The 24099-nt window shown below is 43.3% G+C and carries 18 protein-coding genes and 1 riboswitch; of the genes, 3 read left to right on the forward strand and 15 right to left on the reverse strand.

Features of this window, described 5'->3' with window-relative positions; genetic code table 11:
• Window positions 1-125: 125 nt before the first annotated feature.
• Both SFC66_RS11775 and SFC66_RS11780 read right to left on the reverse strand, forming a co-directional pair.
• On the reverse strand, window positions 126-1460 hold the full coding sequence (locus SFC66_RS11775; RefSeq protein ID WP_411218924.1) for an NCS2 family permease: 1335 nt from the start codon (window positions 1458-1460) through the stop codon (window positions 126-128).
• Between the two features lie 112 nt (window positions 1461-1572).
• Window positions 1573-1674: riboswitch (purine riboswitch) on the reverse strand.
• 96 nt (window positions 1675-1770) lie between these two features.
• On the reverse strand, window positions 1771-3282 hold the full coding sequence (locus tag SFC66_RS11780) for a UDP-N-acetylmuramoyl-L-alanyl-D-glutamate--2,6-diaminopimelate ligase (protein ID WP_411218925.1): 1512 nt from the start codon (window positions 3280-3282) through the stop codon (window positions 1771-1773).
• Window positions 3283-3449: 167 nt separating this feature from the next.
• Here SFC66_RS11780 and SFC66_RS11785 point away from each other — a divergent pair, with 167 nt between their 5' ends.
• Complete coding sequence (locus tag SFC66_RS11785) at window positions 3450-4493, forward strand: FUSC family protein (RefSeq protein WP_411218926.1); 1044 nt, start codon at window positions 3450-3452, stop codon at window positions 4491-4493.
• Between the two features lie 59 nt (window positions 4494-4552).
• On the opposite strand, the gene SFC66_RS11790 is transcribed toward SFC66_RS11785, so the two are convergent.
• The 10 genes from SFC66_RS11790 to SFC66_RS11835 form a co-directional block, all read right to left on the reverse strand.
• Window positions 4553-5704: a GIY-YIG nuclease family protein gene (locus SFC66_RS11790; RefSeq protein ID WP_411218927.1), complete on the reverse strand. Its 1152-nt coding sequence runs from the start codon at window positions 5702-5704 to the stop codon at window positions 4553-4555.
• Window positions 5685-7622: a DEAD/DEAH box helicase gene (locus SFC66_RS11795; protein ID WP_411218928.1), complete on the reverse strand. Its 1938-nt coding sequence runs from the start codon at window positions 7620-7622 to the stop codon at window positions 5685-5687. Before SFC66_RS11795 ends, SFC66_RS11790 begins: the two co-directional genes overlap by 20 nt.
• The gene (locus SFC66_RS11800; protein WP_411218929.1) at window positions 7619-10381 is read right to left on the reverse strand and encodes a DNA methyltransferase; all 2763 of its coding nucleotides are present in this window, start codon (window positions 10379-10381) and stop codon (window positions 7619-7621) included. The genes SFC66_RS11795 and SFC66_RS11800 overlap by 4 nt, the downstream gene beginning before the upstream one ends.
• A 226-nt stretch (window positions 10382-10607) precedes the next feature.
• On the reverse strand, window positions 10608-12128 hold the full coding sequence (guaA, locus tag SFC66_RS11805; protein ID WP_411219112.1) for a glutamine-hydrolyzing GMP synthase: 1521 nt from the start codon (window positions 12126-12128) through the stop codon (window positions 10608-10610).
• A gap of 249 nt (window positions 12129-12377) precedes the next feature.
• Window positions 12378-14573, reverse strand: a complete 2196-nt coding sequence (locus tag SFC66_RS11810; RefSeq protein WP_411218930.1) for a DUF4129 domain-containing transglutaminase family protein — start codon at window positions 14571-14573, stop codon at window positions 12378-12380.
• On the reverse strand, window positions 14566-15816 hold the full coding sequence (locus SFC66_RS11815; RefSeq protein WP_411218931.1) for a DUF58 domain-containing protein: 1251 nt from the start codon (window positions 15814-15816) through the stop codon (window positions 14566-14568). Before SFC66_RS11815 ends, SFC66_RS11810 begins: the two co-directional genes overlap by 8 nt.
• On the reverse strand, window positions 15806-16774 hold the full coding sequence (locus SFC66_RS11820) for an AAA family ATPase (protein WP_411218932.1): 969 nt from the start codon (window positions 16772-16774) through the stop codon (window positions 15806-15808). Before SFC66_RS11820 ends, SFC66_RS11815 begins: the two co-directional genes overlap by 11 nt.
• A 155-nt stretch (window positions 16775-16929) precedes the next feature.
• Window positions 16930-18147 (reverse strand): cation:proton antiporter, encoded by a 1218-nt coding sequence (locus SFC66_RS11825; protein ID WP_411218933.1) that lies wholly within the window; start codon window positions 18145-18147, stop codon window positions 16930-16932.
• Between the two features lie 3 nt (window positions 18148-18150).
• Window positions 18151-18648: a cation:proton antiporter regulatory subunit gene (locus SFC66_RS11830; protein ID WP_411218934.1), complete on the reverse strand. Its 498-nt coding sequence runs from the start codon at window positions 18646-18648 to the stop codon at window positions 18151-18153.
• Between the two features lie 11 nt (window positions 18649-18659).
• Window positions 18660-18878: an AbrB/MazE/SpoVT family DNA-binding domain-containing protein gene (locus tag SFC66_RS11835; RefSeq protein ID WP_411214793.1), complete on the reverse strand. Its 219-nt coding sequence runs from the start codon at window positions 18876-18878 to the stop codon at window positions 18660-18662.
• Between the two features lie 253 nt (window positions 18879-19131).
• Between SFC66_RS11835 and SFC66_RS11840 the strand changes: the two genes are divergently transcribed.
• The gene (locus SFC66_RS11840; protein WP_411218935.1) at window positions 19132-19407 is read left to right on the forward strand and encodes a hypothetical protein; all 276 of its coding nucleotides are present in this window, start codon (window positions 19132-19134) and stop codon (window positions 19405-19407) included.
• 36 nt (window positions 19408-19443) lie between these two features.
• Here SFC66_RS11840 and SFC66_RS11845 read toward each other — a convergent pair whose 3' ends face one another.
• From SFC66_RS11845 to SFC66_RS11855, 3 genes are all read right to left on the reverse strand, one after another.
• A complete protein-coding gene (locus SFC66_RS11845; RefSeq protein WP_411218936.1) occupies window positions 19444-20538 on the reverse strand; it encodes an N-acetylmuramoyl-L-alanine amidase family protein in 1095 nt (364 codons plus the stop codon).
• Between the two features lie 214 nt (window positions 20539-20752).
• Window positions 20753-21568 (reverse strand): N-acetylmuramoyl-L-alanine amidase family protein, encoded by an 816-nt coding sequence (locus tag SFC66_RS11850; RefSeq protein WP_411218937.1) that lies wholly within the window; start codon window positions 21566-21568, stop codon window positions 20753-20755.
• A gap of 177 nt (window positions 21569-21745) precedes the next feature.
• Entirely contained in the window at window positions 21746-22219 is a 474-nt protein-coding gene (locus tag SFC66_RS11855; protein WP_411218938.1) for a VOC family protein, read from the reverse strand.
• 123 nt (window positions 22220-22342) lie between these two features.
• Here SFC66_RS11855 and SFC66_RS11860 point away from each other — a divergent pair, with 123 nt between their 5' ends.
• A complete protein-coding gene (locus SFC66_RS11860) occupies window positions 22343-24085 on the forward strand; it encodes a methyl-accepting chemotaxis protein (protein WP_411218939.1) in 1743 nt (580 codons plus the stop codon).
• Window positions 24086-24099 lie beyond the last annotated feature (14 nt).

Below are 24099 nucleotides of genomic sequence, written 5' to 3' on the forward strand. Positions count from 1 at the left end.
CTCTCGTAAGTATAATACAATTATACCCGCAGCCGCTGCAATCAACGCACAAAGGTAAAATCTAACCATAAATTTGTCATATTTAGCCGAAAAAAGGCCGCCCCAGATTGGAGCGGCCTTCTTGCTTAAGCCAAAAAGATGAAGTATAGCAGGAAGACGACGAACAAGAACCACATAACAGGGTGGATTTCCTTCGCACGTCCTTTTACAAGTAATGTGAGCGGATAGAAAACAAACCCAACCGCAATACCTGTTGCGATGCTTCCTGTCAGCGGCATCATGAGAATCGTGAAGAAAGCAGGTACAGCCATCTCGACTTTATCCCATTCGATGTCTTTCAAGGAAGTTACCATCAGTACACCAACGACGATCAATGCCGGAGCCGTCACTTCATTGGTGATGACCGACAATAACGGACTGAAGAACAATGCAAGCAAGAAACAAATTGCCGTGACGACTGCTGTGAAACCAGATCTGCCGCCTGCGCCGACACCTGTTGTCGATTCAACATATGCTGTCGTATTGGAAGTACCAAGAACGGCACCCGCAACTGTCGCACCGGAATCCGCAAGCAAAGCTTGTCCAGGATTAGGCAATTTACCGTCTTTCATCAAACCAGCTTTGGAAGCAACAGCAACCAAAGTACCTGCTGTGTCAAAGAAATCGACAAATAAGAATGTCAGGATGACTGCAAGCATCTGGAGCGTAAAGATATCACCAAAGTGAGAGAATGCTGCTCCGAACGTCGGTGAAAGACTTGGAACACTGCCGACCACATCGTTGACAGCCGTAGGCGGATCAATCAAGCCAACAACCATACCGGCAATTGCAGTGATGATCATACCGATGAAAATCGCAGCACGGAAACCTTTCACCATCAAGATGACAGTTACAAAGATACCGAAAATCGCGAGCAATGCCGGTCCGCTATGGATATCTCCAAGAGCCACTACTGTATCTTCACTCATGACGACAAGGTTGGCATTCTTCAGACCGATAAACGCGATGAAAAGCCCGATACCAGCACCGACGGCTAGTTTTAAGTTAGGCGGAATCGCATTGATAAGCAGTTCACGCAAACCAGAAAGAGAAAGTATCATGAAAATCACACCAGAAGCAAATACGCCCGCCAATGCTGTTTCCCATGGAATTTGGTAAGTAAGGACAACCGTGAAAGCAAAGAAGGCATTCAACCCCATACCAGGAGCAGTTGCGATCGGCAACTTAGCGAATATACCCATGATCAAGGTTCCGATTGCGGATGCAATAGCAGTAGCAGTGAATACTGCGCCTGCGTCCATGCGGCCGCCAGGCAGTGCACTGTCAGGTACTCCTGCTAGAGTCAGCACATTCGGATTGACGAACAAGATGTATGCCATCGACAGGAATGTCGTGATACCAGCAATGATCTCGGTCCGGTAGGATGTGTTCAATTCGTCAAAACGGAAAAAACGTTTCATAACTTGTTACTCCTCCTGTTGCTTCGATTGGGCAAGGTAAGATTTCAAATAAAAAACACTTCTGCCTAAAAGCAAGAAGCGTTTCTTATCTACACCACATCTGCGTATGTAACTCAGACTGAGAGGTCAGCGTAGTCAGGTTAATGACGGTAACCTGGTAGAAACTCATGGGCCATATTCCCAAAATTATACGAAGACAAAATATATAATATATTAATACTACTTCACTATAAAAGCATTATACCTTCTTCGTCAATATCTTTTCGGTAAATAGACCTAATAATAGTATTAGTAATCGTTTCCATTTTATTCAGCTGACCGTGGTTTGTATTGTGGCAGATTGGTTTTCGAAAAATGCCTGGATGATTTTATGATCGGAATGAGGAATGGCTTCGCCTTTGACCAATTGTGCTCCGTTGATTTGACCGCTCGTAAGCAGGACGATATCTCCTTCTCCACTGAGCTCCAGCGCCAGCCTTACAGCATCCGCCCTCGTCTCGGCAGTGGAAACATTTTTAACGCGATCGGAAAAACCTGCGCAGACCGCCTTGATGACATCTTTTGGATCATGGAAACCTGGATGGTCGACTGATACGACAATCTCATCGGCACGTCCTTCAACGACTTTGGCCATCTTAGGCATCTTGTTGAAATCACGTATCCCGATACCCATGATCATGACGATCAGACGCCGATGCGGAATCGCATGGACAGCTGTCAGCAACTGGTCAAGCGCAACAGGTGTATGCGCATAATCCAGGATGATTTGCCTGTCTCCGTACTTATTGATCAATTCAAAACGACCTTCAGGACTTTCAATCGTTTGTAAGACATATATAATGTCAGCCATTTTATAGCCAAGATGCAAAGCTGTACATACAGCAGATAACAAGTTCGCCACATTATATTCTCCAAAAACCGGCGCATAAACGGCATACGTGTTTCCGTTATTGTATATGTCGAAATGCGTGCCTTGTGCATCTGTCCGCAAATTGCCTGCCGTGATGTCTGCACCGCTGTCTTTTCTAAGGCTGTAGGTCAGCATCTTTCCTTTATGCGTATCTAATATGTCGCAGGCCATCCCGTTATCATCGAGGTTTACGACTGCACACGCTGCCTGCTCGAATAGTTTCAATTTCGCACGTTTATAGTTTTCCATCGTTTCATGGAATTCCAAGTGCTCTGGCGAAATATTCGTATGAATCGCCACATCGAATGTCATCGCAGCCGTGCGCTTTTGCTCCAGCCCAATCGATGTCGCCTCCATGACAACCGCTTTTTCACCTTCTGCATGAAGCTGCTTGAACAGCGCATGCAAATCTGCAGATTCCGGTGTAGTTGGTGTACTTTTGAAGAAGTCGAGCTTCTCTTTGGACGTAATGATGCCGCTTGTGCCTATGGACGCGGTCGGCAGCTTGAGCTGATTCAGCAATGACCGCACATATGCCGCTACAGTCGTTTTGCCATTCGTGCCAGTGACGGCAACCGTCACAAGCTTCTTCCAGGTTTCTCCTGATAAGAGCACTGCCATTTGCGCCATCGCCAAACGTGCATCTTCTACTGCCAGGAAAGTACAATCTTCATACTGGCGATAAAAAGATTTCAGCAAATCCTCGTCTGTACCAATGATGATGGATGCACCCTTCGCAACCGCATCCCCAATAAAAGCATGCCCGTCAAAATTCTCTCCCTTTATGCAAACAAACACATCATGCTTTTGCACGTGTCGGGAATCGAATCGGACATTTTTGGCAATCGTACTGGAAGTACCGTAAATCCGCTTAAAATCGACTCTATGCTGTTTCATCAAATTTATTATCATGGCTACCCCCTGTATTGTTTACTTCTTTTACCCAGAAGCTGCAGCGGATATACCATGCTAGTGAAAAACACGATTCAGGTACTATGATTATCCCAATTTCCTCCATTGTTTGTCTGTTGGATTCGGTTTATAATGTAAACATGATACATCAAAGGTGTTGACAGAAAGTGAAGAGAAATTTCATCGGCAGCCGTGTCATCAAGACAGGGATTGCTGTGTATTTTACTGCATTAATTTGTGAAATTGTGCACATATCTCCAGCGTTTGCCGTTATCGCAGCTATCGTGACGATCGAGCCGACAATTCACGCATCGATTCAAAAAGGGTTGATACGTTTACCGGCCAGTATGATCGGAGCAGCGTTTTCCGTTCTTTCGATCCATTTATTCGGAGCTTCTCCGCTGACCTACACGGCAGCGGCTTTTTTGACAATTCTAGTCTGTTATAAACTGAAGCTTCATGCAGGATTGATTGTGGCGACGATTACAGCCGTAGCCATGATTGACGTGCAGCATACAAGTTTATGGGCAGATTTCTGGGCGCGACTTGGCGGGAGTGTTATCGGGATCATCATTTCCACAGTCGTCAATATGCTCATCCTCCCACCGGATTATTGGAAGAAATCCCGAGAGCAGCTCGACTTGGTCATCTCCCATACAAATCAGCTGCTGCAAGCATTCGTGGATATCAGAATCAAAAAAACAGAAGGCGATCATCCCGGTCACATATTGACAGGACATTTTCGCAAACTCACGAATGAGAGACTATTGCTGGAGCAATATATACAACATCAGCAACAGGAAACGCGCTACCAGCTCCCGAATTCCGCAGCTAAAGCGCTACTGGATAAAGAAGCAATTCTGACCGAAAAGCTAAAACTGATCCATTATCATTTGTGGAACCTGATTCACGCCGGCCGCAGCAGACAAGAACTGCATTGGGGCGAAGAACAACGGCATCTTTTTACGGAAGCAGCCGAAGCAGTCCAAGAAAACCTGCTTCACTGGATGAGAGAAGATATCCAAAATGGGGAAAAACAGTTTCAAGACTTGTTCCAACTATTCTGGAGCATCGAGATGCCGAAGGATGGCTACTTCCCGATCGAAAGTACTTACTTATATGAATTGCTGTCGATTCATCAGCTCGTCAACGATGGGCAATCCAGTGAGAAACAAATGCATATACAAAACGAGGCCATGCTATCGGAGTGATAGCATGGCCTCTGTTCCTTATAGGGAATTACGATTTTTTAACATCCATTGTAATTAAATTAACTATTCAATTTGACAACAATATCATTGATGTTTGCTTCAACTTCTTCCAAAGACACTAAATACCATTCTTTAGGGTTTTCAATTTTACCATGTGCAGTTGGAACAGAGAATTGTATTTGTTTATCTTTAAATCTCTGATGAATGACTGTTTCTAGTTTCCGACCACTAAAGTTTTGAATTTCCCATGTTGCAACAATTTTTACAGATGCGTATAGATAAGTAGCTTCATTTTCGGCATTAGCAACGCGCTTTTCTACACTTTCACCAGCAAAACCAATTTTATATAGGTTTTGGTATTTTGATATTTCAGGATTAGAGCTAAGAGATTTAACTACATAAATATACCCAGTGGTAAAATATTCAGCAGCTCTTTCTTCAACTGTTGAATCACCCATAATATCATTCATTACTTCGGTTACCATTCGACCATGACGAGTCTTATCAAAGAGATTTGATGCAAATGATCTAAGTAAACTTTCTTTGTTTTCAGTCCCATTTTCATAAATAAGGTGAAGCTTTGCGTTACGATTACCATGCTTATCTTCATAATAATTACCTACAGATTTAACGTAAAGTAGAACACCATTGTCAATATAAAACAAACCAGCTCTAATGTTGTTTACAGTATCAACAGGAACTATTCTCCTAGTTCCATTCGCAATCTCTTTGTGAACAAGCTTAAAGAGGGGTTCGTACCGTTCAAAATGGCTAGCCCGTTTTCGAACACTGTATTTATCAGCCGCATGAATTGTTCTTTTATATCTTGACAAATCTAGTAGTGAATCAACTTTATTTTTTTTCTCGAAAAGTGTGTTATCATTTAAAATTTCATCAAGGGTCTTAGGGGTTTTCTCCGAATTTTCTAATACTTTATTTTGATTATTAAACAAGCCAAGTTCATCAATCTTTGCGAACTTTTTTATAATTTCCGGCTTGTCACGATAACCTTTAAGTCTAGAAAATAATTTTCTTTCGGTCATATTGCGAGATTTTTCTGGTTCTCTTCCGTGCTTTTTTATCCAATCGATAATCTCTTGAAATTTCTCAAATTCCGGATCAATTTTCTTTATTTGTTTCTTAGGTGTTTCAGCTATTAATTCATCAAACAGTGGATCTGAAAAGATATCCTCAAGATTGAACTTGTCCATCTTGTCTCTCTCTCCTCAATTGTTCCAAACGCAATAGAGCATAGGCTAATCTTTGCTCGTATTGGTCTAAACTAGATTTATCTGGAATTCTTCCATTTTCTTTTTTAAATTGTAAAATTTGAGGATATAACATAACTAATTCATCCTCAGAAAATGTAAATTTTATACCATCCAAATAATCTTGTATAAATCGTAAGGTCGGTGCATCAATTTCCTTTGAAATTACCTCATAAGCACGTTGGAAAGGGTTTACTTCATCAATCAAATCAATAGCTAGTTCATCTATATTTATGAACTTATTTGCCATTCTAAGGAATTGATTTCCGCCCGTTCCTTCTTCACGATCTGCAGACTGAATGACAGCTTGTGCAATTAAGTGCTGTCGAACTTCCTCGGTCTCCTCATTCGATAAATCAGGATAGGTATTCATTATAACACGTGGTATAAGTTGTTTATTAATCACTTTTGCATTTACACCAGCCGCAATAGCTTGTTGAATTTTGTTATCTTGTAAAATAGTCGCTTTCAAATCATTTAGATCGTTTTGAATAATATTTTTTGAACGTTCAGTACTTGATTCTTTTAAACCTTTGATAAAAATGTTTGTTCCATTTGACTTTTGGCCATCATTATCTTTACGTTTAAAATTAAAGTTTGGAGCTAAAACAGATTCCATTAAAAGGCTGGCGGTGATTGCCTTCATAACATTATTAACCGCAAACATGACCTCATCATCTTGCGCATCTGGTTGAGCAATTAAATTAGTAAATTGCGCATGTTTTTTATCTATGCTATCACGAGTTACACGTCCAATGATTTGCACGACTTCAGTTAGCGAATTACGATAACCAACTGTTAGAGCATATTCAGCGTAAGGCCAATCAAATCCTTCTTTCGCCATACCGAGTGCAATAATAATATCCAAGTCAGCAATTTCAGACATATTCCGGATATATTCTTGAACTTTTTCACGACCTTCCTCATTAACTAAATCAGCAATTTTTAGTACTCGTCCTGATTCTTCAGTTACTAGCCAAAGACCCGTATTTTTATCGAATTTTGCATCTCCCAATTTTTCCAAAATACGGTCAACCTCATCATATTTATCTTTGGTAGATTCCCCGGAATTTACATTTGGAATATGAATTATAGTTTTCTTTGAGGTATCTAAAACTTCTGAAATTGCATCAGTATAACGACCTTGATAGAAGCTATAACCCATTGCAAAGCTCTTTAGATATTCATAGCCTTCAAGTTGTTCATAATAAGTATAGGTTACCTTATCAAACTTTTGCTCGTCAGCAGGCTCCAGAATTGGAACTGAATCACCTCGAAAATAAGAACCAGTCATCGCAACGATATGAGCAGAAGAATTTCCCATAATATTACGCAACGCATTACCAAGGACAGAATTAACATCTTGTGATACATGGTGAAACTCATCAATGGCAAGTAGAACATTATCAAAATCCGAATCATCTAATGACTCAAAAGCAAAGCGTAAAGTAGCATGGGTGCAAACCATGATATTATCTTCAGAGTTTGTTGAACGAATAAAATCAACAAACTGTAACACTTTACTTCGGCTTGTTCCATGATCCGTAAGATTATTCTTTGGGTTAATAACCCAATCAGCGAAAAAACCAAAGCTTACAAGTTCTGTGGTCCGAAATGATTTTCCAATAGAACGTTCCGGAACTGCAATAATTGCTTTTTTCACCCCTTGATTTGTAAGCTTATCTAAAGCTACAAACATCAAAGCGCGTGATTTACCTGATGCAGGTGGAGCCTTAACTAATAGATACTGTGAGGCACGTTTCTCATAGACACGTGCCTGCATCTCACGCATCCCTAATGCATTTATATTTTGACTTTGTCCAGTACCATTATAATTAATTTCAAAAATATTTGATGTCATTTTTTCTCCTCATTTAACATTTCTTGGTAAAGTTGCAGCAATACACTCAATCGTTCCTCATTGGATTTGAAAGGTTCTTGCTTATAAGCACGCTCCACAATACCGTCAATTTTTTCGTGCGCTTCGCGTAATCTTGCATTCATTTGTTTATTCGCACCACCATAAAGATCAGCAAGAGTCCCCCCTTCTTCTTCACGAACATCCAGCATCTCTAAAACAGCATCTTCAAGGATATTTTTTCGATTGGTTGAAAGTTTAGGGATTGGGAAAGTATTGTAAACCATACCTGCGGAATAACGATAATCTGTCTTCAGTTTTCCGCCAACTGCTCGGAGCCAAGTCATATGCATGCGAGATTCTAAAATGCCAAGGAGCCAGATTGGAGCATCGTAGACTGCCATAGCAGAATCAGAAATAATTATATCTGAGCCTACAAATCCCATTGGAACATAATCACGAGCTTCTGATGATACACGTGGTAAAATTATTGATTGAGTCTTTGTTGTATTTGTATCTCTGAAACGCCATGGAAATTGTCCAAGTCTTCGAGCACCTGCATCCTTACTTGAAAGTCTATGTTTCCTTGTAGTCTCTACCGCCTTATAAACAATTGGATTTTCTTTATTCTCAATATATTGTGCTTCATTCATCCATAAAGCATACCTATATGTTCCTAAAATAAATTCTTGGGATCCAATATATTTTTTAAAAATATCCTTAAGGAAAGGATGTTTTATCAAGCTTTCTTCAACTTCATCTTTAGAAAAAATCAATCCACCACCATCATTGGGCATGTTTCCAAAAGACATTTCAGGAACTGGACCAAGAGGTAGATTCCTCTGAGAAACTAGTACGTTTCGACCCTCTGTTAAGTAAGCATTTATGTTTCTTACGTTTCTTTCGCTCTCATTTTCATTAAATAAATATTTAAATTTACTTTTTCCAATTGGACAAATACCAATAATTGAAACTGTTACACCCGCATTATGACTTGCGCTATTTCCCCATTTGAACGAAGTATAAGCAAAATTTATTTCTACATTATATTTGAAAATTTCATTCCAAAGTACAGCAACCTGCTGCCCTTGATTAATAGAATTAGTTGTAACGAAAGCAAATCTTGAATTAGCTCGATGAATAAATTTTGCCCCTTTGATAAACCAGCCAGAAATATAATCTAATTGTCTATGGTTTGGAACATTTAAAAATAAATTTTCTATTTCTAGCTTTTGATTTTTGCTTTGTCGCTTGCTACCAATATAAGGAGGGTTCCCCATAATATAGACTTCATCATTCACCTCATATTTAACAACGTCATTCCAGTCTATGCACAAGGCATTCCCTTGCACAATATTTCCTGATTCTTGAAGTGGAAGGATTCTAGGCTGGTAATCTGCAAGAGATTCAATCATTTCTACGTTCATTTGATGTTCAGCAATATGAAGAGAAAGTTTAGCTACCTCATGCGCAAAATTGTCTATCTCAATCCCTGAGAACTGGTTAAGCCTTATCTTAGATTGCTTAAGCAATTCTCCTTGATAAACATTCTGTTCATTTAAGGCCGCCTGAACCTCACGAATCTTAAAAAGTATTTGAATTTCAAGTCTGCGAAGCTCTTTGTAGGTAATAATCAAAAAATTACCAGAACCACAGGCAGGGTCTAAGAACTTAATTTTACTCATTCGATTCAGCAGCCTATTCAGTTCTTTAATAATGTTTCGTTGTTGTTCACGTCTTTGTTTTTCGGTAATCTCACGTTCTACATAATCGTCAGCACGGTCAGAAAGTCTTTGAAACTCAGCTTGAAGACTGTCCAAAAATAGCGGTTTAATTACTTTCATAATATTCGGTACGCTCGTATAGTGCATGCCTGAGACTTGACGTGCTTCTTTATTTGCAACAGTTTGAATCATTGCTCCCAAAATATCAGGATTGATTTCATTCCAATTGAGCAATTCGCCCGCTTCAATGAGTAGTTTTCGAGTAAGAGTGCTAAAGTTTAAGTCATGATGCGGATCTTTGAATAGTTTTCCATTTACATAAGGAAAATCCTTCAACCAATCAGGTGTATTAATTCTTTCGTTTCTAGGAACATCCAAAATTAAAAATAATTCTTTAATAACTGAATTTAGATTACTTCCGTCGGTTTCAGTCCTTTTTTTAAGAATATTAGTAAAAGAACCTTTATTAACAATTTCTGTATCTTCAGAGAAGTATAAGAAAAGCGTTCGAATCAGAAATAGGTTAAAAGATTTGCCATCAGCTTCATTTCTTGCAAGCTCTGGATTGATTCTGACTAATTCATCATATAGTTTTGTGAAACGCTTAGCAGCTTTTATATCTGCTGGGCTTTCTTTTTGGTAATCTACTTTTTCAATTCCATTCCATGCAAGGAAAAACTCTGAAGAAGTTGGTAAATCTTCAAATTGAATAGCAAGTGAATCATTTGTTTTTGTATCTTTTGCATATAACATTTCAAAATCAGTAGTAATGAGATACCGAGGCTTTTGATTTTGAGATACGATTTCCTGCTCAATTCTATCAATAGCATGTAGTGGATTATTTTCGACATATCGATAACGGACCTTATTCCGTATAAAAAAATCGCCATCACTTGATTTTGCACGTGTAATACTTGTTTTCGGAATATCAAATAGTAATAAAAATTCTTCGATAAAAGTGTCTTTATTTAACCTTTTAATTATTAATTTTGTTCTATCTTCAATTTCAGTGATAGATAACAAATTATTCTTTGGCATATGGCCTACAGTCCTTTAATTAGCTAGTATATTGAAAAACATTATACAAAATTCTATTCTACTATAGTTAAAAGAAGAAGCGATATTTTTTTAACAGCTATCAAAAATTGCTTTTATCACTAAATGATAAAAGCAATTTTTTCCTAACTATACTGTTTTTCATCGTAAAAATAATAAAATTTTATTAAAAGTTAACTTTTCTAAATTAAGACATGAATATTAGCTGTTATTCCCACTCAATCGTAGCAGGTGGCTTACTTGTCACGTCATACACAACGCGGTTGACATGATTCACTTCATTGACGAAACGTACGGAGATACGTTCCAATACATCCCATGGGATACGTGCCCAGTCGGATGTCATGCCATCAATAGAAGTTACCGCACGAATTCCTAATGTGTAGTCATACGTACGGGCATCGCCCATGACGCCGACGCTCTTGAAGCCTGGAAGGACTGTGAAGTACTGCCAGATGTCGCGGTCAAGTCCTGCTTTGGCGATTTCCTCATGCAGGATGGCATCGGATTCGCGTACGATTTCCAGTTTTTCTTCCGTGATTTCACCGATCACACGGATTGCCAGACCTGGTCCTGGGAATGGCTGACGGTGCACGATTGCATCCGGCAAACCAAGCTCTGTACCAAGTTCACGTACTTCATCTTTGAACAATGTTTTCAGTGGTTCGATCAATTCGAACTGCATATCTTCCGGCAGTCCGCCCACGTTGTGGTGGGATTTGATTGTTTGTGCTGTTTCCGTACCGCTTTCGACGATATCGGTATACAGCGTACCTTGTGCAAGGAAGTCCATGTTTTCAAGCTTGGACGCTTCATCGTCGAATACGTAGATGAATTCGTTACCGATGATTTTACGTTTTTGTTCTGGATCGGAAACGCCTTTTAGCTTACCTAGGAAACGATCTTGTGCATGCACTGCCACCAAGTTGATCTTGAACTGATCACGGAAAGTTTTCTCGACCATTGCACCTTCATTTTTACGAAGCAAGCCATGATCTACGAAAATACAAGTCAGCTGGTCGCCGATTGCTTTATGGATCAATGCTGCGACGACAGAAGAATCAACACCGCCGCTCAATGCGCAAAGTACGTTTTTGTCACCGACTTGCTGACGGATTTTCTCTGTTTCCATCTCGATGAAGTTTTCCATTGTCCATTCCGCTTTCGCATGGCAGACGTCAAAGACGAACTGCTTCAGCATATGGTTGCCGTACTCGGAATGGCGCACTTCCGGGTGGTACTGAACGCCGTAAAGGTTACGTTCTTTGTTGCTGATGGCAGCAACAGGTGTGGACGGGCTTGTCGCATCAACGCTGAAGCCTGGAGCTGGATCCAATACTTTATCGCCATGACTCATCCAGACAAGCTGTGTTTCCGGTGAGTCTTTAAAAATGACAGAAGGATTTGTCAGCGTGATTTCGGCACGGCCGTATTCGCGGCTGTCAGCACGCTGGACATTTCCGCCGAAATGCTGTGTCATCAGCTGCATACCGTAGCAAATACCCAATACCGGGATGCCTAGTTCGAAGATTTCTTCGTCGCAGCGGAAGCTGTTTTCGTCATACACACTGTGCGGTCCGCCGGAAAGGATGATACCTTTCGGGTTCATTTTACGAATTTCGTCTGCTGTCAGCTTGTGGGAATGCAATTCGCTGTAAACACCGAATTCACGAATCCTTCTTGTGATCAATTGATTGTACTGACTGCCAAAGTCGAGTACCAGTATCATATCTGTATCGATATCCAAAATCTGTCCACTCCTTCATTGTTTCTAGATATAAGCAGGTCGGGTACAGGTACCACATTTTACCTTTATCACGTCATGAAAAAAACAGAAGCTGAACCCGCCTCATTTCAAGGCAGAATCCAGCAAAGTAACGTTATCGGCTCAAGCCTTCTGACATGGTCGCAAGCATGGAGATGCGCCCTTTCTGAAGGTGCTTATTGCCTCTTATTCTATCAATGTGCCTATAATGGGTCAAGATGCCGCTTGTTTAATTAAATTTTCCCACAATTCGACAGCATCTATCCATGCAGGGGCACTTTTTTCGTTCCGATACAAAATTCGTTCGTACACTGCGGTCAGCTCGGACATATGCTTATTGCCGAATTCAGCATCGATCGTCTGGGCATATTCCCGGAGTGTTTGACTCGGTTTGCGCTTGTAGCCTTTATGCGCCAAGAGCCACAGCAAATAGTGATAAGCCTTGCCATACGTTTCCTCGGATCGTTCCTTTCGATACTTCCGGATATAATAAGCACTCAGCCATCTGTATCTGGTGACAAACAACACGATTGCTGCCAGCAGCAAGATAGCAGCTGGTATGATCCAGTACAGCGGATGGATTGCAGAAGAAGCAGCAGTTTGAGATTGGTCTTCCTGCTCCGGCGCTTCCTCCTGTTGCTCCGGCTGTTCTGGAGTTGGTTCTTCTTCTGGTTCAGGCGTCTCCGTTTCTGCTTCCGGTGTCTCAGCCGCAGCTTCTTCCTCTGCCTCGCTCGTGAATTCAGCAGGGTTGGTGAAGCCTTGTGTCGGCTCGAATGGCACCCAGCCTGTTTCCGGGAAATACACTTCCACCCATGAATGGGCATTGGCATTCGTGACCATATAAGAACTCATTCCATCAGGAGTGGATAAATTCGGGTTCGTTGCAGGCTGCCCTTCCGTAAAGCCTTTTACCCAGCGTGCGGGAATATCCGCTGCCCGCAGAAGTACGACCATGGAAGAAGAAAAATTATCACAATATCCTATTTTACTTTCAAACAGGAATTGATCGACATAATCATCATCCTCTTCGGGCACGGGTACATCCTGCGTCTGATATTGGAAGCCATTTTCGCTGAAATATTGCTCCACCGCTTTTGCCTTATCGTATCGTGTATCACCGCTGGCTGTGATTTCGGCGGCGAGCTCGCGTACGCGCTCCGGCAAGTCGTCAGGCAGTTGTGTGTAACGAAAATGTGTATTATCATCATCCATCTCTGAATCGCTGCGTAAATCGTCGATATTGTACTGCGGTTCTTCGAAAGCTATTGTGTAATTTTCATCTGGGTATTGTGCACGATTGAATGTTTCCACAACGCCAAAATCAGTATCGACCGATGCTGTTACCGGATCGCTGAAAAATGTCTGGACACCATACGGATACACAAGCCTGTCCAGCACTTGATTTTGGCTCGGGTGGACGATGGCCTCGCGGGCTTCCGTTGCAACATCATCCGTATAAAGATCGATATCGACCGGATCTCCGCTTTGGAATGCTTGCGTGGAAGCTTCCCTTGAGCGTTCCCAGCCTTTACCTGTATACACATCCTTACTATCTACGCGCCAATAGCCCTCCGCTTCTGTCGCCGCCCAAAAAGCAAGCGTATTATCCTGCACGAATGGACCGCCAAGCGTGGAATCATTTTCACCGTAGCCGACTTTTTGGATCCCGCCTTCGCCCTCATCTTCATCATTGTTCGACATTGTCTGGATGAATGGTACGGGATCAGCCCATTGCGGCGGCAATTTTGGTGCTGCATAGCCGATTGCAGCCGAAACTGCCAGTATGGCAAGAAGCGGGATTGTCCAGAACAGGACTTGTTTTGGGAACTGCTTTTTCCCTCCGCTTTGATACAGCCTTGCAAAAGCAGAAATGCCCAGTGCAAAAAAACTGATCAAAAAGACACGGACGACTGCTTCACTGCCATCATACGGAGTGAACGTATCCAAAATCCCAATGTAGACAAAAGTCATCAGAATAAAGAAGAAAATCCGATTGACGACAATGAACCAATAATAAAGCAAATAGCTCATCAGCCATAGCAGAATCAGAAACAGCAATGTACGGAAAAATGGAGTCAAGGCAGCAAAATCACCAGAAAACAATAGCTGCAGATTTTTTGGCAGTTCTGTTCCGAGTATGACTGACCATCCGCTTGCATGCATGTTTTCCTGCATCAAGAATAACTGCGAAGCAGCCACCAGCAACACAAGCTTCAGTATAAAACCGACCCACCAGCGCATCCGGACAGCTGACAGGATGAAGCATATCGCGGTGAACAGTACGAATATCGGCATATTGCCTGTATCGCTGATTTGATCCAGTGGCCGGAGCCATTCCCAGAACAATAGGAAGCCACATAAATAAATCAAATATCGGATCCACGGCATGTGCTGATCTTTGTTACGCATTCTGCTGCACCTCCACTGAAGCTGTCTTTTGTATCGGTACAGGATAGACATCTATCTGGTGACCGATCTGCCGGACTCCATGGATGAGGTTTTTTTCCTTATTTCCAAGTTCGGCATGACGAGTCACATAAAGGAGTGTCAGTACATAACCGTTTTGCCTCAGCTTACGCAGCAGGGGAAATTCCTCGCTGTCCAGATATGTTGTCACATAATAGACGGTCGACCCTTTCGGCTGCCTTGATAAAGCAGCCGCCAAGGTTTGCAGACGCGGCATACCTTCTTCCTGACGAACAGTAGTCAAATACTGCTGCACACGGTTAAGCTGGGCACTCCCCATCGCAGCAGGCAGCCATTTGGCATCAGATCCGAGACCCATGAAGCCGACTTGCTCATTCCTGCTTTTCAGCTTTTGGTAAGCAGAAAAAGCAATGACAACTGCATATTCAAAAAGATCCTCCGTCTGCTTTGCCGCTCTTCTGTCGAACACGACAAGCACATCCGCACTTTTTTCCTGTTCGAATTCCTTGGTCATCATATTCTGTTTCCGAGCGGATGCTTTCCAATCAATCCAGCTGAACCGATCGCCCGGTGTGTATTCCCGGATCCCGGAAACAACATTCGTCTGCCTCGAGCTCGGTGCATAAGCTACGGCAGCACCTTCCTCAAACACACTATTCGCACTGCCGATCGCAATTTCCCTAACAGCTGGATATACATACAGCTGCTGCGTGTTATCGAACACCGCTTCTTTTTCCACTAGCTGAAAAAGATCGCCTGTACGCAATCGTATTTGATGAAATTTATGTTCTCCGCGCGGCAAATGCTTCAACTGATATTGAATGCGCAGCCGCCTGCGGAACCACGGGAATAAAATATAGCGATCCAGCTGCCGCGTTGTCCCTGCCTGTAATGTACCATCCGAACTGCTTTGCTTCAGCAGCGATTTATCATATAAATCTTCCACCTGCAAGTACAGTAGTGGATAAGGGAAACGTCGCGACAAGCTAAGCTCGACAGCGACCTCTCCTCCGCTTTTGATATATTGCTTGGAAACTGACCGTTCCACTTTCCAGCTGCCTAGGGGATAAGCGAGCAGCAGCAGCATATAAAGCAAAATCGGCAAGAAGGCATAAAAAAGGAACCAGCTGACAAAACCGCCTTGGAACATGCCGTAACAAAACAAGATGACGGCAAGCAACAGGATGCTTGCAAGCTTGAAAGCAAAACGGAATTTACCTTTCATGTACAGATTCCTTCTCAACAGGTACCTCAACAGCTTCAAGCAAGCGCTGGATGAGACGTTCAGGTGTCATGCCATCATAGCGGGCTTCCGAGCGCAGCAAGATGCGATGACCGAGCACGTAAGGAGCCAATGTCTGCACATCATCCGGCAAGCAATAGTCACGATTGTGGATGAACGCATATGCTTTGACTGCTCGCATCATGGCGATGGAGCCGCGTGGACTCAGCCCGAGATAAATATCAGGATGATTTCGCGAGCTTTGAGCCAAATTCACAATATACTGCTGTATTTGCGGATCGATGTACACATTGCTCACCGTTTCCTGCATTTGCAGTAAATCGGCTTTTGTCATCACTGGTTCAACACTGCCGATCGGGTGCTTGGCGCCGACAGCATGCAGCATTTGCATCTCTTCCTGCGCATTGGGGTAGCCCATCCGAATCTTCAGAAGGAAGCGATCGAGTTGTGCCTCCGGCAATGGATACGTTCCTTCATAATCAACTGGATTCTGCGTCGCCATCACAAAAAATGGATCAGCAAGCGGCAAAGCATTTCCCTCTACGGTAATATTTTTCTCTTCCATCGCTTCCAGCAGCGCCGATTGTGTTTTAGGGGACGTACGATTGATTTCATCTGCAAGCACGATATTGCCGAGGATCGGACCCGGGCGAAATTCGAATTCCAATGTTTTGGGATTGTAGATCGAAACACCCGTCACATCTGATGGCAAAAGATCAGGCGTGAATTGGATTCGCTTGAAGTCACAGTCGACAGAACGGGCGAGTGAGCGGACAAGCATCGTTTTACCGACACCAGGAACATCTTCCAACAGCACATGACCTCCGGAAAGCAGTGCAGTCAGACTGAGTACGACTGGCTGTTCTTTCCCGATGATCACTTTATTGATATTCTCTATGATCCTCGAAATTGCAGGATGATAGATAGATAGTTTCGTCATGCAAGCATTCCCTTCAAATTGGATTCGACAGAAAATTTTGGACAAGTGTTCCCTTTATGTTACCTGCCATACTGGTCATGCCGCAAGCTATATACTTGTAAATTTATTGGCATGGGAAAAAGGAAGGCACACGTTTTGTGCACCTTCCTTTTCAATCAGGATTCACGTACTTTTTTCGGTTTGACTTCCTGCCATTTGAATATCTTATTGAGGAAGTTAAAGACATGCTTGGATTCTTTCGTCAATAATGGACCAAGTATTGCAAGGATGAGTACATACAGAGCCGAGAATGGTTGCAATACCCCCATCAGACCGCCCGCCAGGCCAAGATTTGCCATGATGATCGAGAATTCCCCGCGGGAGACGATCGTCAGACCGATATTGGTCGATGCCTTATGCGACAGACCTGCCCGCCGGCCTGCGATCATACCAGCGACGAAGTTACCGATGATCGTGATGGCAACTGCCCCAAGCGCCAGCCAGACCGCGTCTCCGAGTGTTGTCGGATCGATGCTCAGCCCGAAGCTGAAGAAGAAGATTGCTCCAAAGAAATCACGGAATGGAACGACCATATGCTCGATTCGTTCGCCTTGGTCAGTCTCGGAGAATACGAGTCCGAGTAAGAGGGCGCCGATTGCTTCGGCAACATGGATAGTTTCCGAGAATCCGGCAATAAAGAATAGTGATGCGAAAATGACGATGATAAATACCTCATTAGAGGAGATGCGTAGAAGCTTGCTTAAAAGAGGTGCTGCTTTCCGTGCGATGACGAAGAACAACAGCATATAACCTAGTGCAATCAGAATGGAAAGGATCGTTCCGCCCAATGAACTGGAATCTCCCAGAACCAAACCTGATACCGTGGATAAATATACAGCGAGGAAAATGTCCTCAAACATGATGATACCTAGAATCAGCTCAGTTTCCGTGTTACCGGTACGTCGCAAGTCAACGAGGACCTTGGCGACGATCGCACTGGAACTGATCGTGATGATACCTGCTATGATCAATGTTTCCTTGATTGGAAAACCTAGTATGAAAGGATAAAGGAAACCAAGCGCAAAGTTGATTCCGATATAGATACTGCCGCCTAAAACGATATTTTTACCTGATTTGATCAGCTTCCCGATAGAAAACTCGAGACCCAGGTAGAACAGCAGGAATAAGACACCAATCCGTCCGAGGAATGCAATGATATCTTCGCTGTGGACAAACTGGAGATTGATGATGCCAAAACTAGGTGCATGTGGCCCGACCAGCATCCCGATGATGATGAGGAATGGGATGATGGAGAAGTTTAACTTGTTGGCAAGGATAGCTGCGATTGCAATCAGAACAAGCGCAGTTCCCACTTCAAAGACTAAATGGTCCATAGTCTATCCCCTTTCTTTCAAGAATAATTCACCGTTCGCGCGTTTTATATCTGCGCGCTCACCAGAAATGACGATTGTATCACCGCTTTTGAAGACAGAATCAACTCCAGGATTCAACTGCTTGGAGTGATCTTTACGGATGATACCGATGATATTGATGTTATAGTTCTGGCGGATGCCGATTTCCCCGATGCTCTTCCCGATGATCGGCGCATTCGGTCCAAGCTTATACCATTCGATGACAAGATCATCGAATGCAACTTCGATCGTTTCCACTGCTTTGGGCTTATAAGTCATCCCGCCGATGATGGAAGCCAGCTGTCTTGCTTCAGAGTCTGTGAATGTGACACCTGAGATGCTTTCATCCAAATCCTCGTCATCGTAATGGTAAACTTCCCGCCGCCCATCGTCATGGATGATCACGACGACTTTGTCATCATTCTCTGTCATAAGCTCGAACTTTCTCCCGATACCCGGTAAGTCTGATTCGCGGATGTTCATACCGATACCTCCTATTTGAGTTGTTTTGCTTTCCGGACGACTTCCTTGAACTTACTGTCGCTTAGTATCTCTTGCAGATCATGGATCGAATCGAGATCCGCCTTTGCCATGAATACGATACCGCCTTCTTCAACGAATGCGACATGCTCCCCTTCTTTAACATTCAGGACATCCCGGATGTGCTTCGGAACGGTGATCTGCCCTTTTGAACTAAGCTTTGCTAATTCCATTATTTCGCCCTTCTTTCAAGTATTCCTTACTTTCTTTACTTTTCTTACAAACCAAGTATACTATATATCCAAAAATGGCGCAAATAGCGCGCTTTCATTTCAGCATATTTCTCGACTTCCTGTTCAATTAATTGTCACAAATGGATTAGGTTTATTTTGGCAATCCCCTCTAGCCAACTTCCTTGAAATCTTATATACTACCAATAAGAACAAACGTTCTAATCATAGAGTACGCAGGAGGAAGAACATCCAGATGCAATTTCGACACACATATACTGCAGGCAGGGAAGCAGTTGTCCGGCATGAGCTGGAGCGGAACATTTCCGATTATGTGAAAGAGACGTTTCCAGATGCACACCGACTCTATTCCAAGAAGACATCATCAACAAATAAAGGCCAAGTCCGACAAGACTGGCGTAATATAATCAATAAAGACGGACAGGAAATTCATCAGATTTATATCGAGATGTATAAGGAAATGACCGATGGCGATACCTTTTATGTTGCAGATGTCGAGCTGACAAAATAAAAAACGATGCGGAGCCCCTCCGCATCGTTCATGTATTTACTGATAATAATTTTCCAAGCCCTGTACGATTCCCGTAGCGGCTTTTTCCTGATAGCTGTCTGTTGCCAAATCTGCAGCTTCTGCCGAGTTGGTAATATACCCCACTTCCGCCAGGATTGCCGGTGCATTGGTATTGCGCAGCACGCTGAAATCAGCAGCTTGTGTACCGCGGTCGATCGAGCCAAGCTTGGAAGAGAGATTCTCTTGCACAGTTGATGCAAGCTGGACACTCGTATCGCCATCCGGGTAATAATATACTTCCGTTCCGTTGACGTAATCCGCTGAAGTTGCATTCAAGTGGATACTGACGAACATGGAAGCCCCCGCAGCATTCGACATAGCTGCCCTTGATTCCAGTGCCACGAATGTATCATCGTCACGGGTCATGATGACATTCGCCCCTAGATTCCTTAATTGCGCTTCTGTCTTCAAAGCAATCGCAAGTACGACTGACTTTTCATAAAAGTAATCTCCGATCGCACCACTATCTTTCCCGCCATGACCTGCATCGATCACGATCGTTTTCCCTTTTAAAGGTGATAGACTGGAAGATGCTTCGTTCTCGCTTGTGGAGATGAAATCCATGCTCACATAACCGGTTGTCCCATCATGTTCAATTTGCGCCCAATTATTATCAATCGATAAAATGGAGACGCTATTGCCGTTATACAAACTGTCAACAACATCAGCTGACATATCCGGAGTCGAGCGAACATTCAGGCTTGTCGCAACTTGCACATACCCCTCCGTCATACCAGCAGACTGGGAAACTGGCTGTACGTCTTCTGCTTGTACAGATCCCGATTCCTGGGCTCCGCCACTTACAAACACCATACTTATGTATCCTTCTTGGCCGTAATAATCTATTTTGCCCCAGTCGTGATTTACTTCTTTGATTTCGATTGCCTGACCGCCTTGCAGCTTGCCAATCACTTCTGCATCGTTAGAAGGCTCTGCCCTAACGTTAAGAGATGTCGATACATCGATTGTTCCGCTTTCCGCATGACCCGTTGCCGGCATAAAAGCCACAACTGCTATAAGTGCAATAAGAAAGACCAACAGCGAGCGATGCGTCAGATGTTTTACTAGCATACGATTCCCCTTCCGTTTTTGTAGAATTTTGTAGATTCGCATTCATTATAGATGAATATGTTGCCAATTAATAGTCTAATAGTCTTACCAATTAATTTACAGCCCACCCACTTCAGGTAAATCTTGCGTTTTCAGTCTCTAACTTGAGCAAGTTTCGAAAAGAAAAAGGCAGCAAATACTAGATTTACTGCCTTAATAAAGCACCTACGAAAATTCACTCCGCATATTCCCGCACGCCTTGAGCAAGACCCGTTGCTGCTTTGTCCTGATATGCATCCGATGCCAGTTTATCGGCTTCTGCAGCATTGGTGACAAAGCCGATTTCCGTCAGTACTGCCGGCATGCTTGTGTTCCGGAGCACATTGAAATCAGAACTTTTGATACCGCGGTCTTGTGATCCAAGCTGGTTTACCAGATTATCCTGCACACTTGCTGCCAATGACTGTCCGCTTGATGAACCAGGATAATAATAAACTTCTGAACCGCTTGCGGATGTTGCAGAGGAAGCATTAGCGTGTATACTGACGAAAATATCCGCTCCAGCTGCGTTCGCCGCAGCAGCCCTGTCCTCAAGCTCGACGAATGTATCGTCTGATCTGGTCATGATGACATCGGCACCTTGAGCCTCGAGCTTTGCCTCAGTCTTTTGGGCGATAGGCAAGACAACATTTTTCTCCAATATGCCATTTGCCGCAGCACCGCTATCTTTACCACCATGGCCGGCATCGATTGCAATTGTCTTTCCTGTCAGGGCACCTGCGCCGGTTTGTATGTACGTCATGCTTACATAACCTGTCTGCCCTTTGTATGTAATCTTCCCCCAGCCGTTTGCAACCTCTATCAAATCGACAGCATCACCCGGATTCAAACTGCCGATGATCGATGATGAAGTCGATGGCTCTGATCTGACATTCAAGGTTGTATCGACATTCACTGTTCCGCTTTGGGCGAAACTGGTCGATGGGTAAAACAGGATGAATGCAGCGAACAGAATCAAAACCCCTATCAATAATTGTCGTTTCTTATTCATGCATGTCCTCCTCTGCTGATTGTAATCAGATATTGTCACAATTATAGAGGACATGCAGGAATGACAGATAGACCCAATCGATTAAAAGGTGCAGACGTTCTAGCTAACATACTTGTTTTTCCAAACATGGATTGTATCTCGTAACCTTCTTCCCATTACTATACTGCCAAAGATAGCTCATCGGTTCGCAAAAATCTGTTCGGTACTATGGGAATACACTTCGATGGTGTTGCCGAATGGATCTTGGCAATAGACAAGATAATATGCTTTTTCTTCATCGAGCGGCCACACTTTACTGATGATTTTACCGCCAGTCTTTTCGATTTTTTTGGACAGTCCGTGCACATCCCCGTCCTCTGCCACAATGCAAAGATGAAATACTCCCGGCTCCCAAGGTTTCCGTACAGTGCCGCCTTTTGTTTCCGGCACGATGAACTCGAATAATTCGATCCCGACTTGATTCGCCGCGCTCATATGAACATTGCGAATATGCTTCACTTCATCTCCTTGCAAATCACGTGTCATATCACCTTCCTCTGTTTTCATATCAAAAGGCCCGGCAATGATACGGAAACCTAACGCTTCCTTATACCAGTTAATTGCAGCATCCAGATTGGGTACTGTCATGCCAATATGTGTGATTGCCGTCATCTTGCATCTTCCTCTCCAAATTTATTTACATAAAGTAAATATCTCTTCTCTTTTTCACTTAACAAATGATTTCAAACACCGATTATATAGGTATGGGGGCACAAAGTTCTGAGGGGGATAAACATGAAAAAGAGAAATAGCTTAGCAATAAGGTTAATGGTGATCGTTGCATTGATTACAATCATCTGCGGCACTGCCGTCGGTACCATCAGTTATATGACATCCAAAAATGCGCTGATCGATGCTGGGAAGATGGATCTGCAGCATATGGCAAACAGCGCAACAAGTGTCCTGACACTTTTGAATGAACGAGTGGAAAACGGGGAAATGACGCTGGAAGAAGCTCAGGAAGAAGCCCGTTCCATCTTGAACGGTCCTATAACAGACGGTTCGCATGATTTAGCGCAATCGAATTTCAATTATAAAAATGGCGCCGGTTACATCATCGCTTATGATGACAATGCTAATATGGTGCTTCATCCCAGCGAAGCAATCAACTCCGCACCATCAGATGACAAGACAAAGGAAAACCGGGAAAACTTGATTGCTTTAGCGCAATCTGCAAACAACTCGGATAGTTTTATGAGCTACGATGACACAAATGAGGAAACAGGAGAAGTCCGGGAAAAGATGGCTTATGTGAATTATTTCGAGCCTTGGAACTGGACGGTTGGCATCACGGTTTATACCGACTTGTTTTATCAAGATCTGGTAATAGTCAAATGGATCATCATTGGTGTTACGGTTGGAATCACACTGCTCAGCCTTATTTTGTTCTACTTCCTGATCCGTCCGAAGCTAGCACAACTGAAAGCCGTCACAGCCGCTGCTGAACAGCTTGCTGCCGGTGATTTCAGAGAAACCGAACTGCAGGAAACAAAAGATGAGATCGGTGTCCTGAGTAATGCTTTCACCAAGATGTCGAAAGAGCTGCGACATCTAGTCCAAAGCATCATCCAATCCAGTGACAAAGTATCTGATGCAGCATCGGAACTTTCCGCAGTCAGCGAAGAAACATCCGCTAGCAGCGAGCAAGTCGGCGTTGCTGTCGATGACATTGCCAAGGGTGCAAGCTCCCAAGCAGAAGATCTGGAATCGACGACCTATCATCTGAGCAAGTTCAACGATAGCATTCGGACCATGACTGCACAAAGTGATGCCATTGCCCAAGCTTCCCTTCAGACAAGTGAAGCAACACATAAAGGCAGCAATATGATGCATGATTTGACAGCAGCCAATAATGCTTCCATGCAATCTGTAGAAGCTATTTCAGCCGGCATGCTTGAGCTGGAAAAGAACTTGCAGCAAATCAACCGTATCACCGATGTGATTGAGAATATTACCGGAGAAACGAATTTGCTTGCTCTTAATGCGAGCATCGAGGCTGCACGAGCTGGTGAGCATGGCAAAGGCTTTGCTGTGGTGGCAAGTGAGGTCCGCAAGCTCGCCGACCAATCCAATGCAGCAACAAAAGAGATTCAGCAGATGATTGGCTCGATTACAAGCGAGGCTGCGGAAAATGCAGCCCGCATCCAGTCAAATAAACAGCAGGCTGAACAGCTGAATCACTCTGTCACAGCAACGGCTGCAGAATTCGCGGCTATCGAAGCTGCTGCAGAGGCTACGAAAAATGCCGGCAGCAGATTGATTGAAGAAATCAGAAGTGTCACTGCACAAACGACTGACATCACGGACAGCATCCAAAATGCATCCAGTGTATCCGAAGAAACGGCAGCAAGTGTAGAGGAAATCGCAGCATCAATCGAGGATCAAATCCAGGCGGTCGCAAATATTGCGACATCGGCTGAGGAATTGACGCATATCAGCCGTCAGCTCAATGAAGCAATTGCTGTATTCAAACTATAAAAAAACGACCCGGG

It is taken from the genome of Terribacillus saccharophilus (genome assembly GCF_046592895.1).
GTDB lineage: Bacteria > Bacillota > Bacilli > Bacillales > Amphibacillaceae > Terribacillus > Terribacillus saccharophilus_D.